We start from the raw sequence: 15,583 nt of genomic DNA on the forward strand, positions 1-15,583 counted from the left end.
CTTGAAGGTATCGCGCCCTAGAGCCGCTCGTAACGCGCCTTTTGCGTGGCTGTCCAGCTCACGTCCAGATGCCAGCCTGCTTTGCCTTGGCGCTCCTCGCGCACCACGCCTTGGGCATGGAGCCACGCATGGGCGCGGCCTTGGCTAAAAGGCAGATCCAGCGTTTCCGACAGGCGTTCTTCGCCCAACCGCTCTTCAATCGCGGCACAAAGCGCCTCGATCCCGTCGCCCGATAAAGCCGAGACCGATTGCACATCTTCGCGTCGCGCATCGGTGGCCAAAAGGCTTGCCCGCGTTTCCTCTGACAAGGCGTCGATCTTGTTCCAAACCTCGATCAGCGCCACATCTTCGGCCACACCAAGGCTTTCCAAGATCTCGCCCACATCCTCGGCCTGTTCCTCGGTCTCGGGGTGGGAAATGTCGCGCACATGCAAGATCAGATCGGCTTCCAGAACCTCTTCCAGCGTTGCGCGGAAAGCCGCCACCAGCTCATGCGGCAGATCCGAGATAAAGCCCACCGTGTCAGACATGATCACGCGCCGCCCAGAGGGCAGCTCAACGCCCCGCATGGTCGGGTCCAGCGTGGCAAAAAGCATGTCTTTCGCCATCACGTCGGCCCCGGTCATCCGGTTGAAAAGCGTCGATTTTCCGGCGTTCGTATAGCCCACCAGCGCAACAATCGGGAACGGCACTTTGCGCCGCGCGGCGCGGTGCAATTCGCGGGTTTTCACGACCTTGGAAAGCTGGCGCTTCAGCCGGATGACCTGATCGTCAATTGCCCGACGGTCGGCCTCAATCTGGGTTTCCCCGGGGCCGCCCACAAAGCCAAACCCGCCGCGTTGCCGCTCAAGGTGGGTCCAAGCGCGCACCAGCCGCGTGCGCTGATAGCTCAGCGCCGCCAGTTCCACCTGCAACACACCTTCGCGCGTACGGGCCCGGTCGGCAAAAATCTCCAAGATCAGCCCGGTGCGGTCGAGCAGCTTCACATTCCAAGCTTTTTCGAGGTTGCGTTGTTGAATTGGCGTCACGGGACCATCGACCAAAACAAGGTCGATCTCGGCATCGTGCAGCCGCTCTTTCAACTCCGCCAATTTGCCCGTGCCAAACAAATGCCCGGCATGGGGTTTGGGTAGGCGCACCACTTCATGGCCGATGATCTCTAGATCCGGCAAAGCGGCCGCAAGCGACACCGCCTCGGCCAACCGCAAATCGGGCATACGGCGCGCATCCACGGCTTTCAGGTCCGGGTGCAGCACCCAGACCCGCGTGGGCCGTTCCTTCGAAAGGATGAAATCGCTCAGTCTTCGCCCTCGTAAAGAGAGATGGGCGAGCCGGGCATGATGGTCGAAATCGCGTGTTTATAAACCAGCTGCGATTGGCCATCGCGGCGCAGCAGCACGCAGAAATTGTCGAACCAGGTGATGACGCCTTGCAGTTTCACACCATTGATAAGGAAAATCGTGACCGGAACCTTGGTCTTGCGAACGTGATTGAGAGATGCGTCCTGAAGGTTCTGTTTGTCGGCAGCCATTTTTATTATGCCTTTTTCTTGTCTTGCATGTCCTGTCGAGCGGGGCGCTTAGTCCCCTGCCGCCAGTATGCCCAAGCGCGCGGCAGTTTCCAGCACGAATTGGAGGCGAAAGGGGCAAATGCCAGAAAATTGCTCATCTTTGCCGCAACTTTAGGTTAGTTACGCCAAAAATCAGGATTGAAGAGAGCAATAATTGCGAGCGTTTCAAGCCGCCCTAGCACCATTGCCAAGGCCAACATCACTTTTGGTTCAGCCCCCAAAAGCGCCCAGTCAATCGGTTGATCCACCGCGACCGAGGCCAATTGCCCGGTGTTGGACAGCGCCGCAATCGACAAAACCAGCGCGGGTTCAAACTCATTGTCATAGGCGGTGACGGCCAGCATCACCCCGGCAATGGAAAGCGCGAACAGCATGAAAAAGATCCATGCGATATAGGCACCCTCGCGGCGCAACCGCCGCGCCACCTGCCCGCCGCCCGCGACCGATTGCGGATGGACCAGCTTTTCCAACTCCCGCTGGCCAAGGCGAAACAGCGCATAGACGCGGAGCAAACGCACGCCGCCCGCCGTGGTGGCAATGCCGCCGCCCGTGATGGTAAGCCCCGCCAAAATCACACCCGGCGTGCCAAGGCCGGACCAAGAGCGCGCATCATTCCAGCTTGAGCTTTCAAAGCCCGTGGTGGTGAGGAACGACAGCGCCGTGAACAAGCTCCCCCAAAGCGAGCGCAAAATCGCGGGCAGCGCTTGTTTTGAGCTTTCAATATCCAAAGCCGCGATCCAGTGGCGCGCAAACAAGAACAGCGTCACCAAAACGATCAGCGCCACCGCTAAGAGCAGTTCGGGGTCATCGCGCAGTTTCTCGGTGGCGCGCAATTCGCCGCCGCCGGGCCAAAGCCGCCGCGACAGCGCGGGAATGAGAAAGAGGAAGATCAACGCCTCTCCCAACAGCCCCGAGGGCGCATCGCCCGTATGGTTCAAACTGGTAATGCCCGAGGTGGAAAGCGTTGAAAACGCGTGGATCAGCGCCAGTTCCGCGGGATCACCCGCCAAAATCAATGCCCCCCAAAGCACCACGGTCAGCGCCGCATAGGCCGGGCCCAAAACGCGGATGTAATGCGCGATCCGCTCGCTTGGTTCGGCCACACCATCGCGAATGAACGAGGGCGCAACTCCACTTTGCTGGCCAAAGCCACCCGCAAAGAAAATCTCAAACCCGCCGATGCGCAAAGGAGCCAGCACCGCGATCGCCATCACCAAAATGAAAAAGCCGCCCATCCAGCCCACCAGTGCGCGCCAAAGGTGCAGGCTAACGGGCAGGCGCTCGGGCGCGTAAAGCGTAGCGCCCGTGGTCGAAAAGCTCGACACCATCTCCCACCAAGCATTCAAAAGCCCGGTGTTTTGAATGGCTTCGGCAAAGGGCACTGCCAGCATCAACGGCAGCCCCAAGAACGCAAAAAACAGCGTCAGCAAAAGCGAGCGTTCGCGGTTTTGCTTTGGGTTCGCCGCCGCCGCCAGCCCGACCACCAGCGAGATCATCGTGAACAGCAAAGACGACTGAAAGAACACCCGCGCCACGCGCGATTGGTGTTCAATCACCCCATAGCCCGCAGGCACCAGCATCGAAACCGAAGCCAGCAGCATCAGCTGCACAAAAAGCGGAAGCTGGGTGAAGAGCCGCAGCATCGGCGCTTAGAAGAAATCGATGGAGACCTGCAACAGCCGCTCCACCTCTGGGATGTCATGCGAAAGCGCGAAGAGAACGATCACGTCGTTTTCCTCCACCTTGGTGTCCCCCGTGGGTTTCATCACCATATCGCCTTTGCGCAGCGCGCCCAACAGCACGCCTTCGGGGAATTCAATCTCGCGCACAGCGCGCCCGGCGATGGGCGAGGTGGACAGCACCACCGCTTCAATCACCTCCGCCTCGGCATCCCCAATCGAATAGACGCCGCGCACTTTACCGTGCCGGATGTGGCGCAAAATCGAAGAAACGGTGATCGCGCGCGGGTTGATATAGGCGTCAATATCCAAAGGCGCCATCAAGGGCACCAGAGTCGGGTCGTTGACGAGCGAGATCGCCATTTTACAGCCAAATTGCTTGGCACGCACGGCGGCCAAGATATTGGTTTTGTCGTCATCGGTGACCGCCAAAACCGCATCCGCCCGCGCCACATTGGCCTCGTCCATCATCTCGGTGCCCATGCCGTCGCCGTGCAACACAATGGTGCGCTCAAGCGCGTCCGCCGCCTCTTCGGCGGTTTTCCGGTCGCGCTCGATGATCTTGACCCGCACCCGGTCGGAGCGGGCCTCAAGCGCTTTGGCCACGCCAAGCCCCACGATCCCGCCACCGATGATGGTGATGCGTTCTTGTTTTTTTGTTGCCTTTCCAAAGATTTCCAAGGTGCGGTTGATGTCTTTGGAAAGAGTAAAGACGTAGATCTGATCGCCAGCGAAAAGCTGATCGCCCGCCTCTGGCGCGAACAAACGCCCTTCACGGCGCACGCCCACCACCATCGCCCCAAGCGTTGGGAAGAGGTCGTTCAACTGCCGCAAAGGCGTGTCGAGCACCGGGCATTCTTCCTCAAGCGCGATGCCCAAAAGCTGCACCGCGCCATTGAGGAAGCTTTCCGTGTCAAAGGTCGCGGGCGCCAAAAGCCGCTGGATCGCGGCATCCGCCACCTCGCGCTCGGGGCTGATGATCACGTCAATCGGCAGGTGATCGCGGCGGTAAAGGTCTGCATATTGCGGCGCCATATAGGTTTGCGCGCGCAGACGGGCGATCTTGCGGGTGATGCCAAAAACCGATTGCGCGACCTGACAGGTGACCATGTTCACCTCGTCCGAATAGGTGGCGGCAATGATCAAATCGCAATCGCGCGCGCCCGCGCGGTCCAGCACATCGGGGTGCGAAGCAAACCCCACCACCCCTTGCACGTCGAGCAGGTCAGAGGCACGGCGCACCAACTCGGGGTTCGTGTCGATCACGGTCACATCGTTGCGTTCCCCGGCCAGATGGCGGGCAATCTGCCAGCCCACCTGCCCCGCACCGCAGATGATCACCTTCATCGCCCGACCTCCGTCTTTCTGGCCTTCGTTCTAAGCCGCAGAAACGAAACGGTCAATCGGCCCCCGATTGGGCACTCAGCCCGCATCCTCGACGGTGTCCAGATCGTCTTCACCCTCGTCCTGCCCACCGCGCGCGGCGCCCTTCGCGCCGGTGACCACGCCAAGCGATTTGAGCTTACGATGCAGCGCCGAGCGTTCCATGCCGACAAAAGCCGCCGTGCGCGAGATATTGCCGCCAAAACGGTTGATTTGCGTCAGCAGATATTCGCGCTCAAACAACTCCCGCGCCTCACGCAACGGCAAAGAGGCCAATTGCCCGCCCAGCACAATCCGCCCTTCCTCGGGCGTGCTGGCGCCTGCGGTGAATTCCTTCGCCTCAATCGGCCCGGTGCCTTCGCCCAAAATCAACACGCGTTCGATCACGTTGCGCAATTGGCGGATGTTGCCGGGCCAATCCATGGTTTGCAGCGTGGCCGCCGCCTCTTCCGAGATTTCGCGCGCGGTCAGACCCTGCGTGCGGTTGAACACTTCGATGAAATGCTCTGCCAAAACCGGCACATCTTCGCGCCGCTCGGCCAAACTTGGCACCGCAATCGGCACCACATTCAGCCGGTCATAAAGCTCTTGGCGGAAGCGGCCCGCCGCAATCTCACTGGACAGGTTGCGCGTGGTCGAAGAAATCACCCGCAGATCAACCCGCACCTTGTCCGAGCCACCAAGCCGGGTGAATTGCTGCTCGGTCAACACGCGCAGAATTTTGGCCTGCGTGCCGGTGGGCATCTCGGCCACCTCGTCGAAATAGATCACCCCACCATGGGCTTGTTCCAAAAGCCCCTTTTCAACGCCACGCTCAGCCGTTTCACGGCCAAACAGCACCTCTTCCATCCGTTCGGGGGCGATGGTGGCGGAATTCACCGTCACAAAGGGCGCCGCCGCGCGGGTGGAATGCTGGTGGATATAACGCGCCGCCGATTCCTTGCCCGAGCCCGGCTCGCCCGTCAGCATCACCCGCCCGTTCGATTTGGTGACCTTATCCAACTGATCTTTCAGCCGTTTGAAGGCGACGGAATTGCCCATCATATCGCCAGAATGCAGATCGCGCCGCCGCAGAGAGGAGTTTTCGCGCCGCAACCGGCTGGTTTCCATCGCGCGCGAAATCACCACCATCAGCTGGTCGATGTTGAAGGGCTTGGCGATATAGTCGTAAGCGCCTTGCTTGATCGCGGCGACCGCGATTTCAATATTCCCATGCCCCGAGATGATGATGATCGGAATATCGGGGTTGTCGCGCTTCACCGTTTTCAGGATGTCGATCCCATCCATCTGGCTGTCTTTGAGCCAGATATCGAGGATCATCAGCGCAGGCGCCTCGGCATTGATCTGCGCCATGCAGTCTTCAGAATTGGCGGCGGTGCGGGTGGAAAACCCTTCATCCCCCAAAATATCCGCGATCAGGTCGCGAATGTCTTTTTCGTCATCAACAATCAGGATGTCACTCATGGGGAAGGCTCACTGTCCTTGATGGCACGCAGACCTGCGCGCGCGCGTGGCAGCCGAATCTCGGCCATGGCTCCCCGATGGGCCTCGGGGGTGAATGCGGGGGCATCGGTCAGCGCCAGCGTGCCGCCGTGCTCTTCGATGATTTTCTTGACGATTGACAGCCCAAGCCCGGTGCCCTTGGCGCGGGTGGTCACATAGGGCTCAAAGAGCCGCGCGCGGTCGGGTGGCAGACCGATGCCATTGTCGGCAATGGTGATCTCGATCATCTCTTCATGGGCGGTGAGCGCGACGCGCACTTCTGGCGCCCAGCCTTCTGGCGCGCCTTTCTCTTGCAAACTCTCAATCGCCTCACCTGCATTTTTGATAAGGTTCACAAGCGCTTGGCTGATCATCGTCGCGTCCAACTCCACCACTTCTGGCCCTTTGGGCAGATCGGCGGTCAGTTTGGCCCCATGCAGCGCACCGTCTTGCAGCAACACCGCATCACGGGCGAGCTGCACAATATCATGGTCGCGGCGGTCGGGTTCGGGCATCCGCGCAAAACGCGAGAATTCATCAACAATGCGGCGCAGATCATCGGTCTGGCGAATGATCACCCCGGTCAGATTGTCGAGCGCCTCCACCTGATCGGCTTCGATCTGTTTGGAGAATTTGCGTTTGATCCGTTCTGCAGAAAGCTGGATCGGCGTGAGCGGGTTTTTGATTTCATGCGCGATGCGCCGCGCCACATCCCCCCAAGCCGCCATCCGCTGGGCAGAGACAAGGTCGGTCACATCGTCAAAGGCCACCACAAAGCCTTCGCGTGCGCCCGTTTCCCGCCGCCGCTCGGCCATTCGCACAAGCAGGCTTTCCAACCGCCCGGCCCGCGATACCCGCACTTCCTCTTGCACGACAGTATGAAAACCGTCCCGTAAGCGATTGAAAAGATATGCGAACTCTGGCACCGCCTCTTCTAGCGGGCGATCGGTGTCGCTGCTGGGCTGCAACATCAAAAGCCGCGTCGCGGAAGGGTTGAGGAAGTCGATCCGCCCCTCTGCATCAAGCCCAATCACCCCCGAGGTGACCGATGACAACACGGAATCAAACATCCGCCGCTGCTCGTCGGTTTCACGATGCGACTCGACCAATTCTTCACGCTGATGCTTCAATTGCCGCGTCATCCGGTTGAAGGATTGGCCCAAAGTGGCGATTTCATCATCGCCTTCTTCTTCCAACACCTGCGCATCCAGATCGCCCGTGCCCACCCGTTCGGCGGCGGCCGCCAAACGCCCAATCGGGCGCGAAAGCCGCTCGGCAAACCACAGACCCGCCCAAACGGCGGCCAAGATCAAGATCAGCGCAAAGCCGATGTAAACAAGGCCAAACTCAAACAAGAGCCGCCCGCGGGACGCCTCAAGCTGTTGATAAAGCGCCACGGTTTCGCGCGTATCATCCAAGAGCGACAGGATTTTGCCATCCACCGTGCGCGAGACGTAAAGATAGCGGTCAACAAACGCATCAAGCCGCACCAGCGCGCGAAATTCGGAGTTCGGCCAATCTTCGATCAGCTCGGTGCCGCCTTTACCCGCCGCAACGATCTTTTCTGCGGGCGGCGTTTCAAAATCAAAGAGGTAAGACCGATCCCCCCGCGCCACAATTTGCGCAGAACCATCAATCACATAGGCCTCTTTCAACCCGCGCTGGATGCCTTGCTGCCCGGCGACCAGCCATTCGCGCAAATCACCATCGGTGGCAAAGGTCGCCGCCTGACGGCGCAGGTTCAAAAAGCCCGCAAGCGCTTGCGCGTCCTGCACCAAATCGCGGCGGTGTTCATCTTGATAGGCTTCGGCGGCGGAAAGCGATGTCCCCACCACGGTGCGCACCCGGTCGGAGAACCAGCCCTCAAGGCCCACATTCACCGTCAAGCCCGCGAACAACGCCACCAAAATGGTGGGCACAAGCGCAATGCCCGCAAACATCCCGGTCAGTCGCAGCGTGAGCCGCGACCCGGTGGCACGCGCGCGCCGCGCCGCCACAATCTGCGCGAGCCGAACCACGATCAGCCCACCCAGAAGCAAGAAATAGATGAAGTCGGCCAGCAGCGTCAGCCGCAGCGCGGTGCTATCGGCGCCCTGCCCCAGCGGCCCCAAAACCACAAAGGTCACCAGCGCCAGCACCGGCCCGAGCACAGCGACCCCCAGAACAAAGCCGTTCTGCAAGCGACGCTGCCGCCGTAGCCGCGCTAACCGCTCCAAAGCGGTGCTTTTCAACGCGCTGTGCACGAAGCCCCCGGTCCCAAGCCGTGGCGAATCCTATGAGACGGATTTGCCACAATTACCTGTGACCTATTTACATCAGCTTGCGACGCCGTGTCACCTGTATATCCAGATCGGTGATCTTTTTACGCAAGGTATTGCGGTTGATCCCCAGCAAATCCGCACATCTGGCTTGGTTTCCGCCCGTCGCATCAAGCGAGATTTCAATGAGCGGGGCCTCCATTTCGGCCAAAATCCGATCATAGAGGCCCGGCGGCGGCAGGTTGCCGCCATGCAAATCGAAGTAGCGCCGCAGATGCCGCGCGATCGAGGCGGAAAGCTTCTCGCCCTCGCCGCCCGAGCGCAAAGGCTCAATCGCGGGCTGATTGCCGAGCACAAACTCCACCTCGGCCCGGGTGATTTCTTCTTCCGTTGCGGTCACCACCAAGCGGCGCACGGTGTTTTCAAGCTGGCGCACGTTGCCGGGCCACGCATAGGCGCGCACCAGAGCCATCGCATCATTGGAGAAACGGCGCAGACCAAGCCCGTCCCGCTCGCACCGGCTCAAGAAGTGATCGGTCAAAAGCGGAATATCTTCCACCCGTTCGCGCAGCGCGGGCACCGCGAGCGTCACACCGCCCAAACGGTAGAACAGGTCTTGGCGGAACTTGCCCGCCTCCATCTGCGCGGCAAGGTCCACTTGCGTGGTGGCCATGATCCGCGGCGCGGGATCGGGCAACGCATCGAGCATCCGCACGATCCGGCCTTGGGTTTCATCGTCGTAATCCCCCACCTCGTCAAAAACGAGCGAGCCGCCTTTGACGCGCGAAATCAGGCTTGAGGGGCCATCGGCGCCCGCCAAATCCGCCGCCTGCGCCACCACAAAAGGAAGCGTGCGGCGGTCTGAAAAGTCATGGATCGCCCGCGCAATCAGCGATTTGCCGGTGCCCGACTCCCCCATGATCATCACTGGCAGATCGGCATTCATCACCCGCGCGACAAGCCGATAAAGCGCCTGCATCGAGGCGGTGCGACCGACCAAAGGCAGGTCCGAATTTTCGGGCCGGGTCGGCTCCACCACTTTCGGCACCACCTGCGCGCGGCGCTTGAGTTCCAGCGCCCGCGCGGCGCGTTTCATCAGATCGGGCAGGTCAAACGGTTTCGGCAGATAGTCATAAGCATCGGCCTCAGCGGCTTGAATCGCCGTCATGATGGTGTTTTGCGCCGAGATCACAATCACCGGCAGGCCGGGGCGTTCTTGGGCGATCCGCGGCAAAGCCTCCAGACCATTGCCATCGGGCATCATCACATCTGAAATCACCAGATCGCCTTTGCCTTCCTCCACCCAACGCATCAGCGTCATCAAAGAGGCCGTGGCATGGACCTTGCAGCCGGCGCGGGTCAGCGCTTGCGTCAGAACGGTGCGGATCGTGCGGTCGTCGTCGGCGACGAGAACGGTGCCATCCATGTCTTAAAGCTCCTTGGGGGCGACGGGTAGGGAAACGCGGAAAACGGTACGGCCGGGAACGCTGTCGACGTTGATCCAGCCATTGTGCTCGGAAATAATTTTGGACACGAGGGCAAGGCCAAGGCCGGTGCCATTTTCGCGCCCGGAAACGAAAGGCTCAAAAAGCGCATTCGCAATATCGGGCGGAATGCCCGGGCCATCGTCAATCACTTCGATCTGCAACGGGAGCCGCTGGCCATTGCCATCGGGCCCGCGCAGGCGCAGCGAGTAGTCATAGAAGGTGCGCAACCGGATCGTGCCTTGCTCTTTCGCAGCCTCCGCCGCGTTTTTCACAAGGTTCAAAAACACTTGGGTCAGCTGATCGGCATCACCCATCGTCGGCGGCAGCGAGGGGTCATAATCCTCGATGATCAGCATATGCACGCCAAAGCCGACGGCCGCCGATTTGCGCGCGCGGTCAAGCACATCATGGATGTTGACCGCCTTCATCTCCGGCGGGCGCACATTGCCAAATTGCTCAACTTGTTCGAGCAGTTTCACCACGCGGCGCGTTTCATCCACGATGAGATCGGTCAGTTCCAGATCATCGCCCGAAAGGTTCATCGACAAAAGCTGCGCCGCGCCGGCAATGCCTGCGAGCGGGTTTTTGATCTCATGCGCGAGCATCTCGGCCATGCCAATCGCCGAACGCGCCGCCGATTTCACCATGCTCGCCCGGCCCAAACGGTCGGCAATTTCGCGCGGCGAAATCAGCAACAGCACGGTTTCCGGGTCATCACCCACCGGGGCGACTTGCAAGTTACATTGCACCGGCGCGCGTTCGCCCGTGGTCAGATCCACGTCATTGACGAAAAGCGCCGAGCGGTTTTTGCGCACACGGGCGAAAATCTCTTCCAAAGGCGCAGCAATAGCGAGCCGTTCGCCCAGGACATGACCTTTGAGCGCGCGGGCAGACAGGTTCAAAAACAGCTCTGCCGCCGGGTTGATCTCGATCACCTTATCGGCGCCATCAATCATCAGCGCAGGCAGCGGCAGAGAGGTCCAGATAATGCCGGGAGGGGGAAGCGTCATGCCGCCTGCCTTTCGCTAAAAGCCGCCCGCACCAAGGCCAAAGCGGCTTCGGGCGTGTCGGCACGCATCATCTCGGGCACCAGGGACGCGCCCGCGGCCTCGGCATACCAGCGCAGATGTTTGCGCGCGAGCCGCAGCCCGACATCTTGCCCGTAAAAGCTCAACATCGCCTCGTAATGCTCTGATATCATGTCAACAAGTTCTTCCCCATGCGGCAGCACCGGGGCCGGGGCGCCATAAAGCGCCGCGCCAATTTGTGCGAGCCGCCACGGCGCGCCCTGTGCGCCACGCCCCACCATCACCCCCGCCGCGCCGGAGCGTTTGAGCGCCGCACGCGCCGTTTCCGGGCAAGTGATATCGCCATTGGCCACAACCGGCACGCTGACAGCAGTGGAGACCAAAGCAATCGCCCCCCAATCAGCGCGGCCATTGTAAAACTGCATCCGGGTGCGGCCATGAATGACAATCATCCGCACGCCCGCCGCCTCGGCCCGCTGGGCGATCTGCGGCGCATTGATCTGATCGACATCCCAGCCAAGGCGCATTTTCAGCGTGACCGGCAGATCGACCGCGCCCACCACCGCCTCAATCAACCGAAGCGCATGATCCGGGTCGCGCATCAACGCCGCGCCAGAGGCCCCGCCGGTGACCTTTTTCGCCGGGCAGCCCATGTTGATGTCGATGATCTTCGCGCCCATATCGGCAACGATCTTCGCGGCTTCCGCCATCGGCTGCGCCTCACGCCCGGCCAATTGCACCGACGAGGGCAGATCCAGCCCCAATTCGATCCGCGCTTTCGCCCGCACCGAAGGTTTCGCGGTCAACATTTCGCCCGAGGCGACCATTTCAGACACCACAAGACCCGCGCCAAAACGCGCCACCATCCGCCGAAACGGCAGATCCGTGATCCCTGCCATCGGCGCCAAAAGCACCGGAGGGTCCAGACGAATGCAGTCGAGAGAGATTGTCACGAGTGTTCCTGTAGCATTTGCTCAAGGAATTAGCGGCTTGATCTGGGAATCACAATTAGAAGACGAGCGCCTGGCCTCACAAAGGCGTCAAAAAACAGCATGCGCTTAAAATTTGACCAGCCAGCATGCGGCTTAGTGTACATTGCGCCCGCGCGCAGACTGGCCTAAGCCTTTGTCTGACAAGGATGTGATGGGCGAGACCAAATGAGCGTTGCAGTGATCATCGTGGCGGCGGGGCGTGGTACCCGCGCGGGCGAGGGTCTGCCAAAGCAGTGGCGCGATCTCGCGGGCCGCCCGGTGCTGGCGCATACGGTCGAGGCGTTTGCCGATTTGGGCCGGGTGATTGTTGTCCTGCACCCCGATGACATGATCCGCGGCCTCGAGCTTTTGGGCGGCTCGGCCACTTTGGTGGCGGGCGGTGCAAGCCGGGCGGAAAGCGTGCAAAACGCGCTTGAAACGCTTGAAGGCTCAGATGTCACGCGCGTGTTGATTCATGATGGCGCACGCCCGCTCATTCCACAAAAAGTGCAACAGGCGGTGCTTGATGCGCTCGACACCCATCCCGGTGCTGCGCCCGCACTGCCGGTGACGGATGCGCTTTGGCGCGGTGAAAACGGGCTTGTTGCGGGCACGCAAGACCGCGAAGGTCTTTACCGCGCGCAAACGCCCCAAGGCTTCCGCTTCCCCGAGATTTTGGCCGCGCATCGCGCCCATCCGGGCAATGCGGCTGATGATGTGGAAGTGGCGCGCGCGGCGGGCATGGCCGTTGCGATCGTTCCCGGCCACGAAGACAATCTCAAGATCACCTATGCGGAAGATTTTGCCCGCGCCGAGGCGATCTTGCGCGAAAAGAAAGGCTCTCAAATGGATGTGCGGCTCGGCAATGGCTATGATGTGCATGCCTTTACCGAAGGGGATCACGTGATCCTGTGCGGGGTCTCGATCCCGCATGACAAGGCGCTTTTGGGCCATTCAGACGCCGATGTCGGCATGCATGCGCTGACCGATGCGATTTATGGCGCGATGGCCGAGGGCGACATTGGCCGCCATTTCCCGCCGTCCGACCCGCAATGGAAGGGCGCGGCGAGCTGGATTTTCCTTGAACATGCCGCAAACCTCGCGCGCGAGAAGGGCTTTCGCATCGGCAATGCCGATGTCACGCTGATCTGCGAACGCCCGAAAGTTGGGCCCCATGCCATTGCGATGGCGCAAGAACTGGCCCGCATCATGAACGTCCCGGCCGACCGTGTTTCGGTCAAGGCCACCACCTCCGAACGGCTTGGGTTCACCGGCCGCGAAGAGGGTATCGCCTCTATTGCCACCGTCACCTTGATAGGAGTCTGAAATGCCTCCCCATGAAATGACTAAACGTGAAGTTCCAATCCATGTGCTTCAAGCCATTACCACCTTTGCCTTTGTGGGCAAACTTGTGCCCGCACCGGGCACTTGGGGCTCGGCGGTTGCCGCCGTCGCCGGTTGGGGCTTGGTGAAATTTGCGGGCCTGCCCGCGCTTTATCTGGCCGCTGTTTTGGCCTTCATCATTGGCCTTTGGGCGCTCGAACAAGAATTGCGCGGCCGCCCGCATGATGACCCCAAAGAAGTGGTGATCGACGAGGTCGCCGGCATGTGGGTCGCCCTCGCCTTCCCGGCCTCGGCCTTTTACTACTTCCACACCGAAATGGTTTGGCCCGGCCCGCTCGCCGCCTTCTTCTGGTTCCGCTTCTTTGACATCTTCAAACCCGGCGTGATTGGCCGTGCCGACAAAAAAGGCGGCGCCATGGGCGTGATGATGGATGACATCTGGGCCGGCGTTTATGCAGGCGGCTTCACGCTGATCACCGCGCTCGTCTACCACCTTGGCCAAGACTACTGGCCGACGCTTTGGGCGCAACTCGTGGCGATGCTGCCCGATATGCCCGCCCTGCCCTTCACCGGTCAGGAATGAGCGTAGATCAGATCCTCGCGCTGGCGCGGGGCAAAGGGTGGCGCATTGCCACCGCCGAAAGCTGCACCGGTGGAATGGTGGCGGTGGCGCTCACCGATGTGCCCGGCTCTTCGGCGGTGGTGGACCGTGGGTTCGTCACCTATTCGAACGCAGCCAAGGTCGAGATGTTGGGCGTGGCGCAAGCCACGCTCGATGCTTTTGGCGCGGTCTCTGAAGAAATTGCCCGCGAAATGGCCGAAGGCGCACTGGCACACAGCCATGCCGATCTTGCCGTTTCCATCACCGGCATCGCTGGCCCCGGCGGTTCAGAGTTCAAGCCAGAGGGGCGCGTGTGCTTTGGGCTCGCGCAAAAAGGCGCGCCGACTCACGTTGAAACGCAGGAGTTTGGCGCCCTTGGCCGGGGCACCGTGCGCGCAAAATCGCGCGATCATGCGCTGGGCTTGCTGCTGCGCGCACTTTCATAAACCGCCCAGAACGCAAGCTTCATGCCAAGATTGCGCCCATTTAGCAGGCATTCATAAGTTGCCCGATCCTTAAGCGCACCTTGCGCGTTTTTGCGCCTTTCCTTGGCACTCTTGGCATGGTCTCGCCGCCAAGACGTGAAAAAGGAGGATTCGCGATGAATGGCGCAGATACCGCCTGGGTCAGCATGGCCACCGCGCTTGTGCTGTTGATGACATTGCCGGGGTTGGCGCTGTTTTATGGCGGGCTGGTGCGGGCGCGCAACGTGCTCTCCATCTTCATGCAGTGCTTCGCCTTGGCCGCCGTGATGAGCCTTTTGTGGCTTTTGGCGGGCTATTCCATCGCCTTTGGCGAAGCGAACGGGCTTTGGGGCGGGCTGTCAAAATTCATGCTGCTGGGCGTCGATGCCAGCACGCTGAAAGGCACCCTGCCCGAGGTGCTGTTCTTCGCCTTCCAAATGACCTTTGCGATCATCACCCCCGCGCTGATCATTGGCGCCTTTGTCGAGCGGGTGAATTTCGCTTGGGTCATGGTGTTCTCGGCGCTCTGGATGCTCTTGGTCTACGCGCCTGTCACGCATTGGATTTGGGGCGGCGGCTTCATGGCCGATGGCGGCATCTGGGGCGAAACCGGCACGCGCGACTTTGCGGGCGGCATCGTTGTCCATGAAACCGCCGCTTTGGCCGCGCTGCTTTTGGCGGTGATGATCGGGCCGCGCAAAAACCGCCACACCCCGCCGCATAACCCCGGCATGGTGGCGATTGGGGCCGGGCTTTTGTGGGTCGGTTGGTTTGGCTTCAACGGTGGCTCTGAACTGGCCGCCGATGGCACCGCTGCAATGGCGATCACCGCAACCCATCTTTCCGCCGCCGCGGCCTCGTTCAGCTGGATGATGTGGGAGCGGATCAAATTTGGCCGCGCCTCGCTTGTGGGCATCGTCACAGGCTCGATCGCCGGTCTCGCCTCTGTCACCCCCGCGTCGGGCTATGTGAGCCCTTGGCAAGCGGTTGTGATTGGCCTCATCGCCGGTGCGCTGTGCCAAGAGGCGGTGATCTTGATCCGCGAACGGTTGAAGTTGGATGACTCCTTGGACGTGTTCGCCGTGCACGGCGTGGGCGGCATTTTCGGCACGATCATGGTCGCCGTTTTTGGCGCGGCCACCTTTACCGCGCAACTGGGCGCGTTGGCGATTGTGGGCCTCTATACGCTGCTGCTGACCTACGTTTTGGCCAAGGGGGTCGCGCTCGTCTTCCCGATGCGGGTCGACAAAGAAAGCGAGACCAACGGGCTAGACCTCGCCACCCATGGCGAGCGCGCCTACGATCTCAACTCCTGA

At 61.0% G+C, this 15,583-nt stretch carries 13 protein-coding genes; 4 read left to right on the forward strand and 9 right to left on the reverse strand.

Features of this window, described 5'->3' with window-relative positions:
* Positions 1–17 precede the first annotated feature (17 nt).
* The 9 genes from hflX to dusB form a co-directional block, all read right to left on the reverse strand.
* Positions 18–1,301, reverse strand: a complete 1,284-nt coding sequence (gene hflX, locus CRO18_RS04385; RefSeq protein ID WP_097081210.1) for a GTPase HflX — start codon at positions 1,299–1,301, stop codon at positions 18–20.
* The gene (gene hfq, locus CRO18_RS04390; protein ID WP_097081211.1) at positions 1,298–1,531 is read right to left on the reverse strand and encodes an RNA chaperone Hfq; all 234 of its coding nucleotides are present in this window, start codon (positions 1,529–1,531) and stop codon (positions 1,298–1,300) included. Before hfq ends, hflX begins: the two co-directional genes overlap by 4 nt.
* A 155-nt stretch (positions 1,532–1,686) precedes the next feature.
* Positions 1,687–3,213: a potassium transporter TrkG gene (locus CRO18_RS04395; protein WP_083951872.1), complete on the reverse strand. Its 1,527-nt coding sequence runs from the start codon at positions 3,211–3,213 to the stop codon at positions 1,687–1,689.
* A gap of 6 nt (positions 3,214–3,219) precedes the next feature.
* Positions 3,220–4,596, reverse strand: coding sequence for a Trk system potassium transporter TrkA (gene trkA / locus CRO18_RS04400; protein ID WP_076483469.1), 1,377 nt, complete (start codon positions 4,594–4,596; stop codon positions 3,220–3,222).
* A 75-nt stretch (positions 4,597–4,671) separates the two neighbouring features.
* Positions 4,672–6,096 carry a sigma-54 dependent transcriptional regulator gene (locus CRO18_RS04405; protein WP_097081212.1) on the reverse strand — a complete coding sequence of 475 codons (1,425 nt, stop codon included), beginning with the start codon at positions 6,094–6,096 and terminating at the stop codon, positions 4,672–4,674.
* Positions 6,093–8,345, reverse strand: coding sequence for an ATP-binding protein (locus CRO18_RS04410; RefSeq protein ID WP_394341441.1), 2,253 nt, complete (start codon positions 8,343–8,345; stop codon positions 6,093–6,095). The genes CRO18_RS04405 and CRO18_RS04410 overlap by 4 nt, the downstream gene beginning before the upstream one ends.
* Before the next feature lie 79 nt (positions 8,346–8,424).
* On the reverse strand, positions 8,425–9,798 hold the full coding sequence (locus CRO18_RS04415) for a response regulator (protein WP_076483467.1): 1,374 nt from the start codon (positions 9,796–9,798) through the stop codon (positions 8,425–8,427).
* Between the two features lie 3 nt (positions 9,799–9,801).
* Positions 9,802–10,869: a nitrogen regulation protein NR(II) gene (locus tag CRO18_RS04420; RefSeq protein ID WP_076483466.1), complete on the reverse strand. Its 1,068-nt coding sequence runs from the start codon at positions 10,867–10,869 to the stop codon at positions 9,802–9,804.
* Entirely contained in the window at positions 10,866–11,840 is a 975-nt protein-coding gene (gene dusB, locus CRO18_RS04425; RefSeq protein WP_097081214.1) for a tRNA dihydrouridine synthase DusB, read from the reverse strand. The genes CRO18_RS04420 and dusB overlap by 4 nt, the downstream gene beginning before the upstream one ends.
* A gap of 204 nt (positions 11,841–12,044) precedes the next feature.
* Between dusB and CRO18_RS04430 the strand changes: the two genes are divergently transcribed.
* From CRO18_RS04430 to CRO18_RS04445, 4 genes are all read left to right on the forward strand, one after another.
* Positions 12,045–13,184 (forward strand): bifunctional 2-C-methyl-D-erythritol 4-phosphate cytidylyltransferase/2-C-methyl-D-erythritol 2,4-cyclodiphosphate synthase, encoded by a 1,140-nt coding sequence (locus CRO18_RS04430; protein WP_097081215.1) that lies wholly within the window; start codon positions 12,045–12,047, stop codon positions 13,182–13,184.
* 16 nt (positions 13,185–13,200) lie between these two features.
* Positions 13,201–13,785: a phosphatidylglycerophosphatase A gene (locus CRO18_RS04435; RefSeq protein WP_083951902.1), complete on the forward strand. Its 585-nt coding sequence runs from the start codon at positions 13,201–13,203 to the stop codon at positions 13,783–13,785.
* Positions 13,782–14,249, forward strand: a complete 468-nt coding sequence (locus CRO18_RS04440) for a CinA family protein (RefSeq protein ID WP_076483462.1) — start codon at positions 13,782–13,784, stop codon at positions 14,247–14,249. Before CRO18_RS04435 ends, CRO18_RS04440 begins: the two co-directional genes overlap by 4 nt.
* 155 nt (positions 14,250–14,404) lie before the next feature.
* Positions 14,405–15,583 carry an ammonium transporter gene (locus CRO18_RS04445; RefSeq protein ID WP_097081216.1) on the forward strand — a complete coding sequence of 393 codons (1,179 nt, stop codon included), beginning with the start codon at positions 14,405–14,407 and terminating at the stop codon, positions 15,581–15,583.

Source organism: Rhodobacter sp. JA431, from assembly GCF_900217725.1.
Lineage (GTDB): Bacteria > Pseudomonadota > Alphaproteobacteria > Rhodobacterales > Rhodobacteraceae > Rhodobacter > Rhodobacter aestuarii.

Bases quoted from the DNA above. Each gene is read 5' to 3' on its own strand.
- hfq (WP_097081211.1), bottom strand. From the start codon at position 1,531: ATGGCTGCCGACAAACAGAACCTTCAGGACGCATCTCTCAATCACGTT.
- CRO18_RS04395 (WP_083951872.1), bottom strand. From the start codon at position 3,213: ATGCTGCGGCTCTTCACCCAGCTTCCGCTTTTTGTGCAGCTGATGCTG.
- trkA (WP_076483469.1), bottom strand. From the start codon at position 4,596: ATGAAGGTGATCATCTGCGGTGCGGGGCAGGTGGGCTGGCAGATTGCC.
- CRO18_RS04405 (WP_097081212.1), bottom strand. From the start codon at position 6,096: ATGAGTGACATCCTGATTGTTGATGACGAAAAAGACATTCGCGACCTG.
- CRO18_RS04415 (WP_076483467.1), bottom strand. From the start codon at position 9,798: ATGGATGGCACCGTTCTCGTCGCCGACGACGACCGCACGATCCGCACC.
- CRO18_RS04420 (WP_076483466.1), bottom strand. From the start codon at position 10,869: ATGACGCTTCCCCCTCCCGGCATTATCTGGACCTCTCTGCCGCTGCCT.
- CRO18_RS04430 (WP_097081215.1), top strand. From the start codon at position 12,045: ATGAGCGTTGCAGTGATCATCGTGGCGGCGGGGCGTGGTACCCGCGCG.
- CRO18_RS04435 (WP_083951902.1), top strand. From the start codon at position 13,201: ATGACTAAACGTGAAGTTCCAATCCATGTGCTTCAAGCCATTACCACC.
- CRO18_RS04440 (WP_076483462.1), top strand. From the start codon at position 13,782: ATGAGCGTAGATCAGATCCTCGCGCTGGCGCGGGGCAAAGGGTGGCGC.
- CRO18_RS04445 (WP_097081216.1), top strand. From the start codon at position 14,405: ATGAATGGCGCAGATACCGCCTGGGTCAGCATGGCCACCGCGCTTGTG.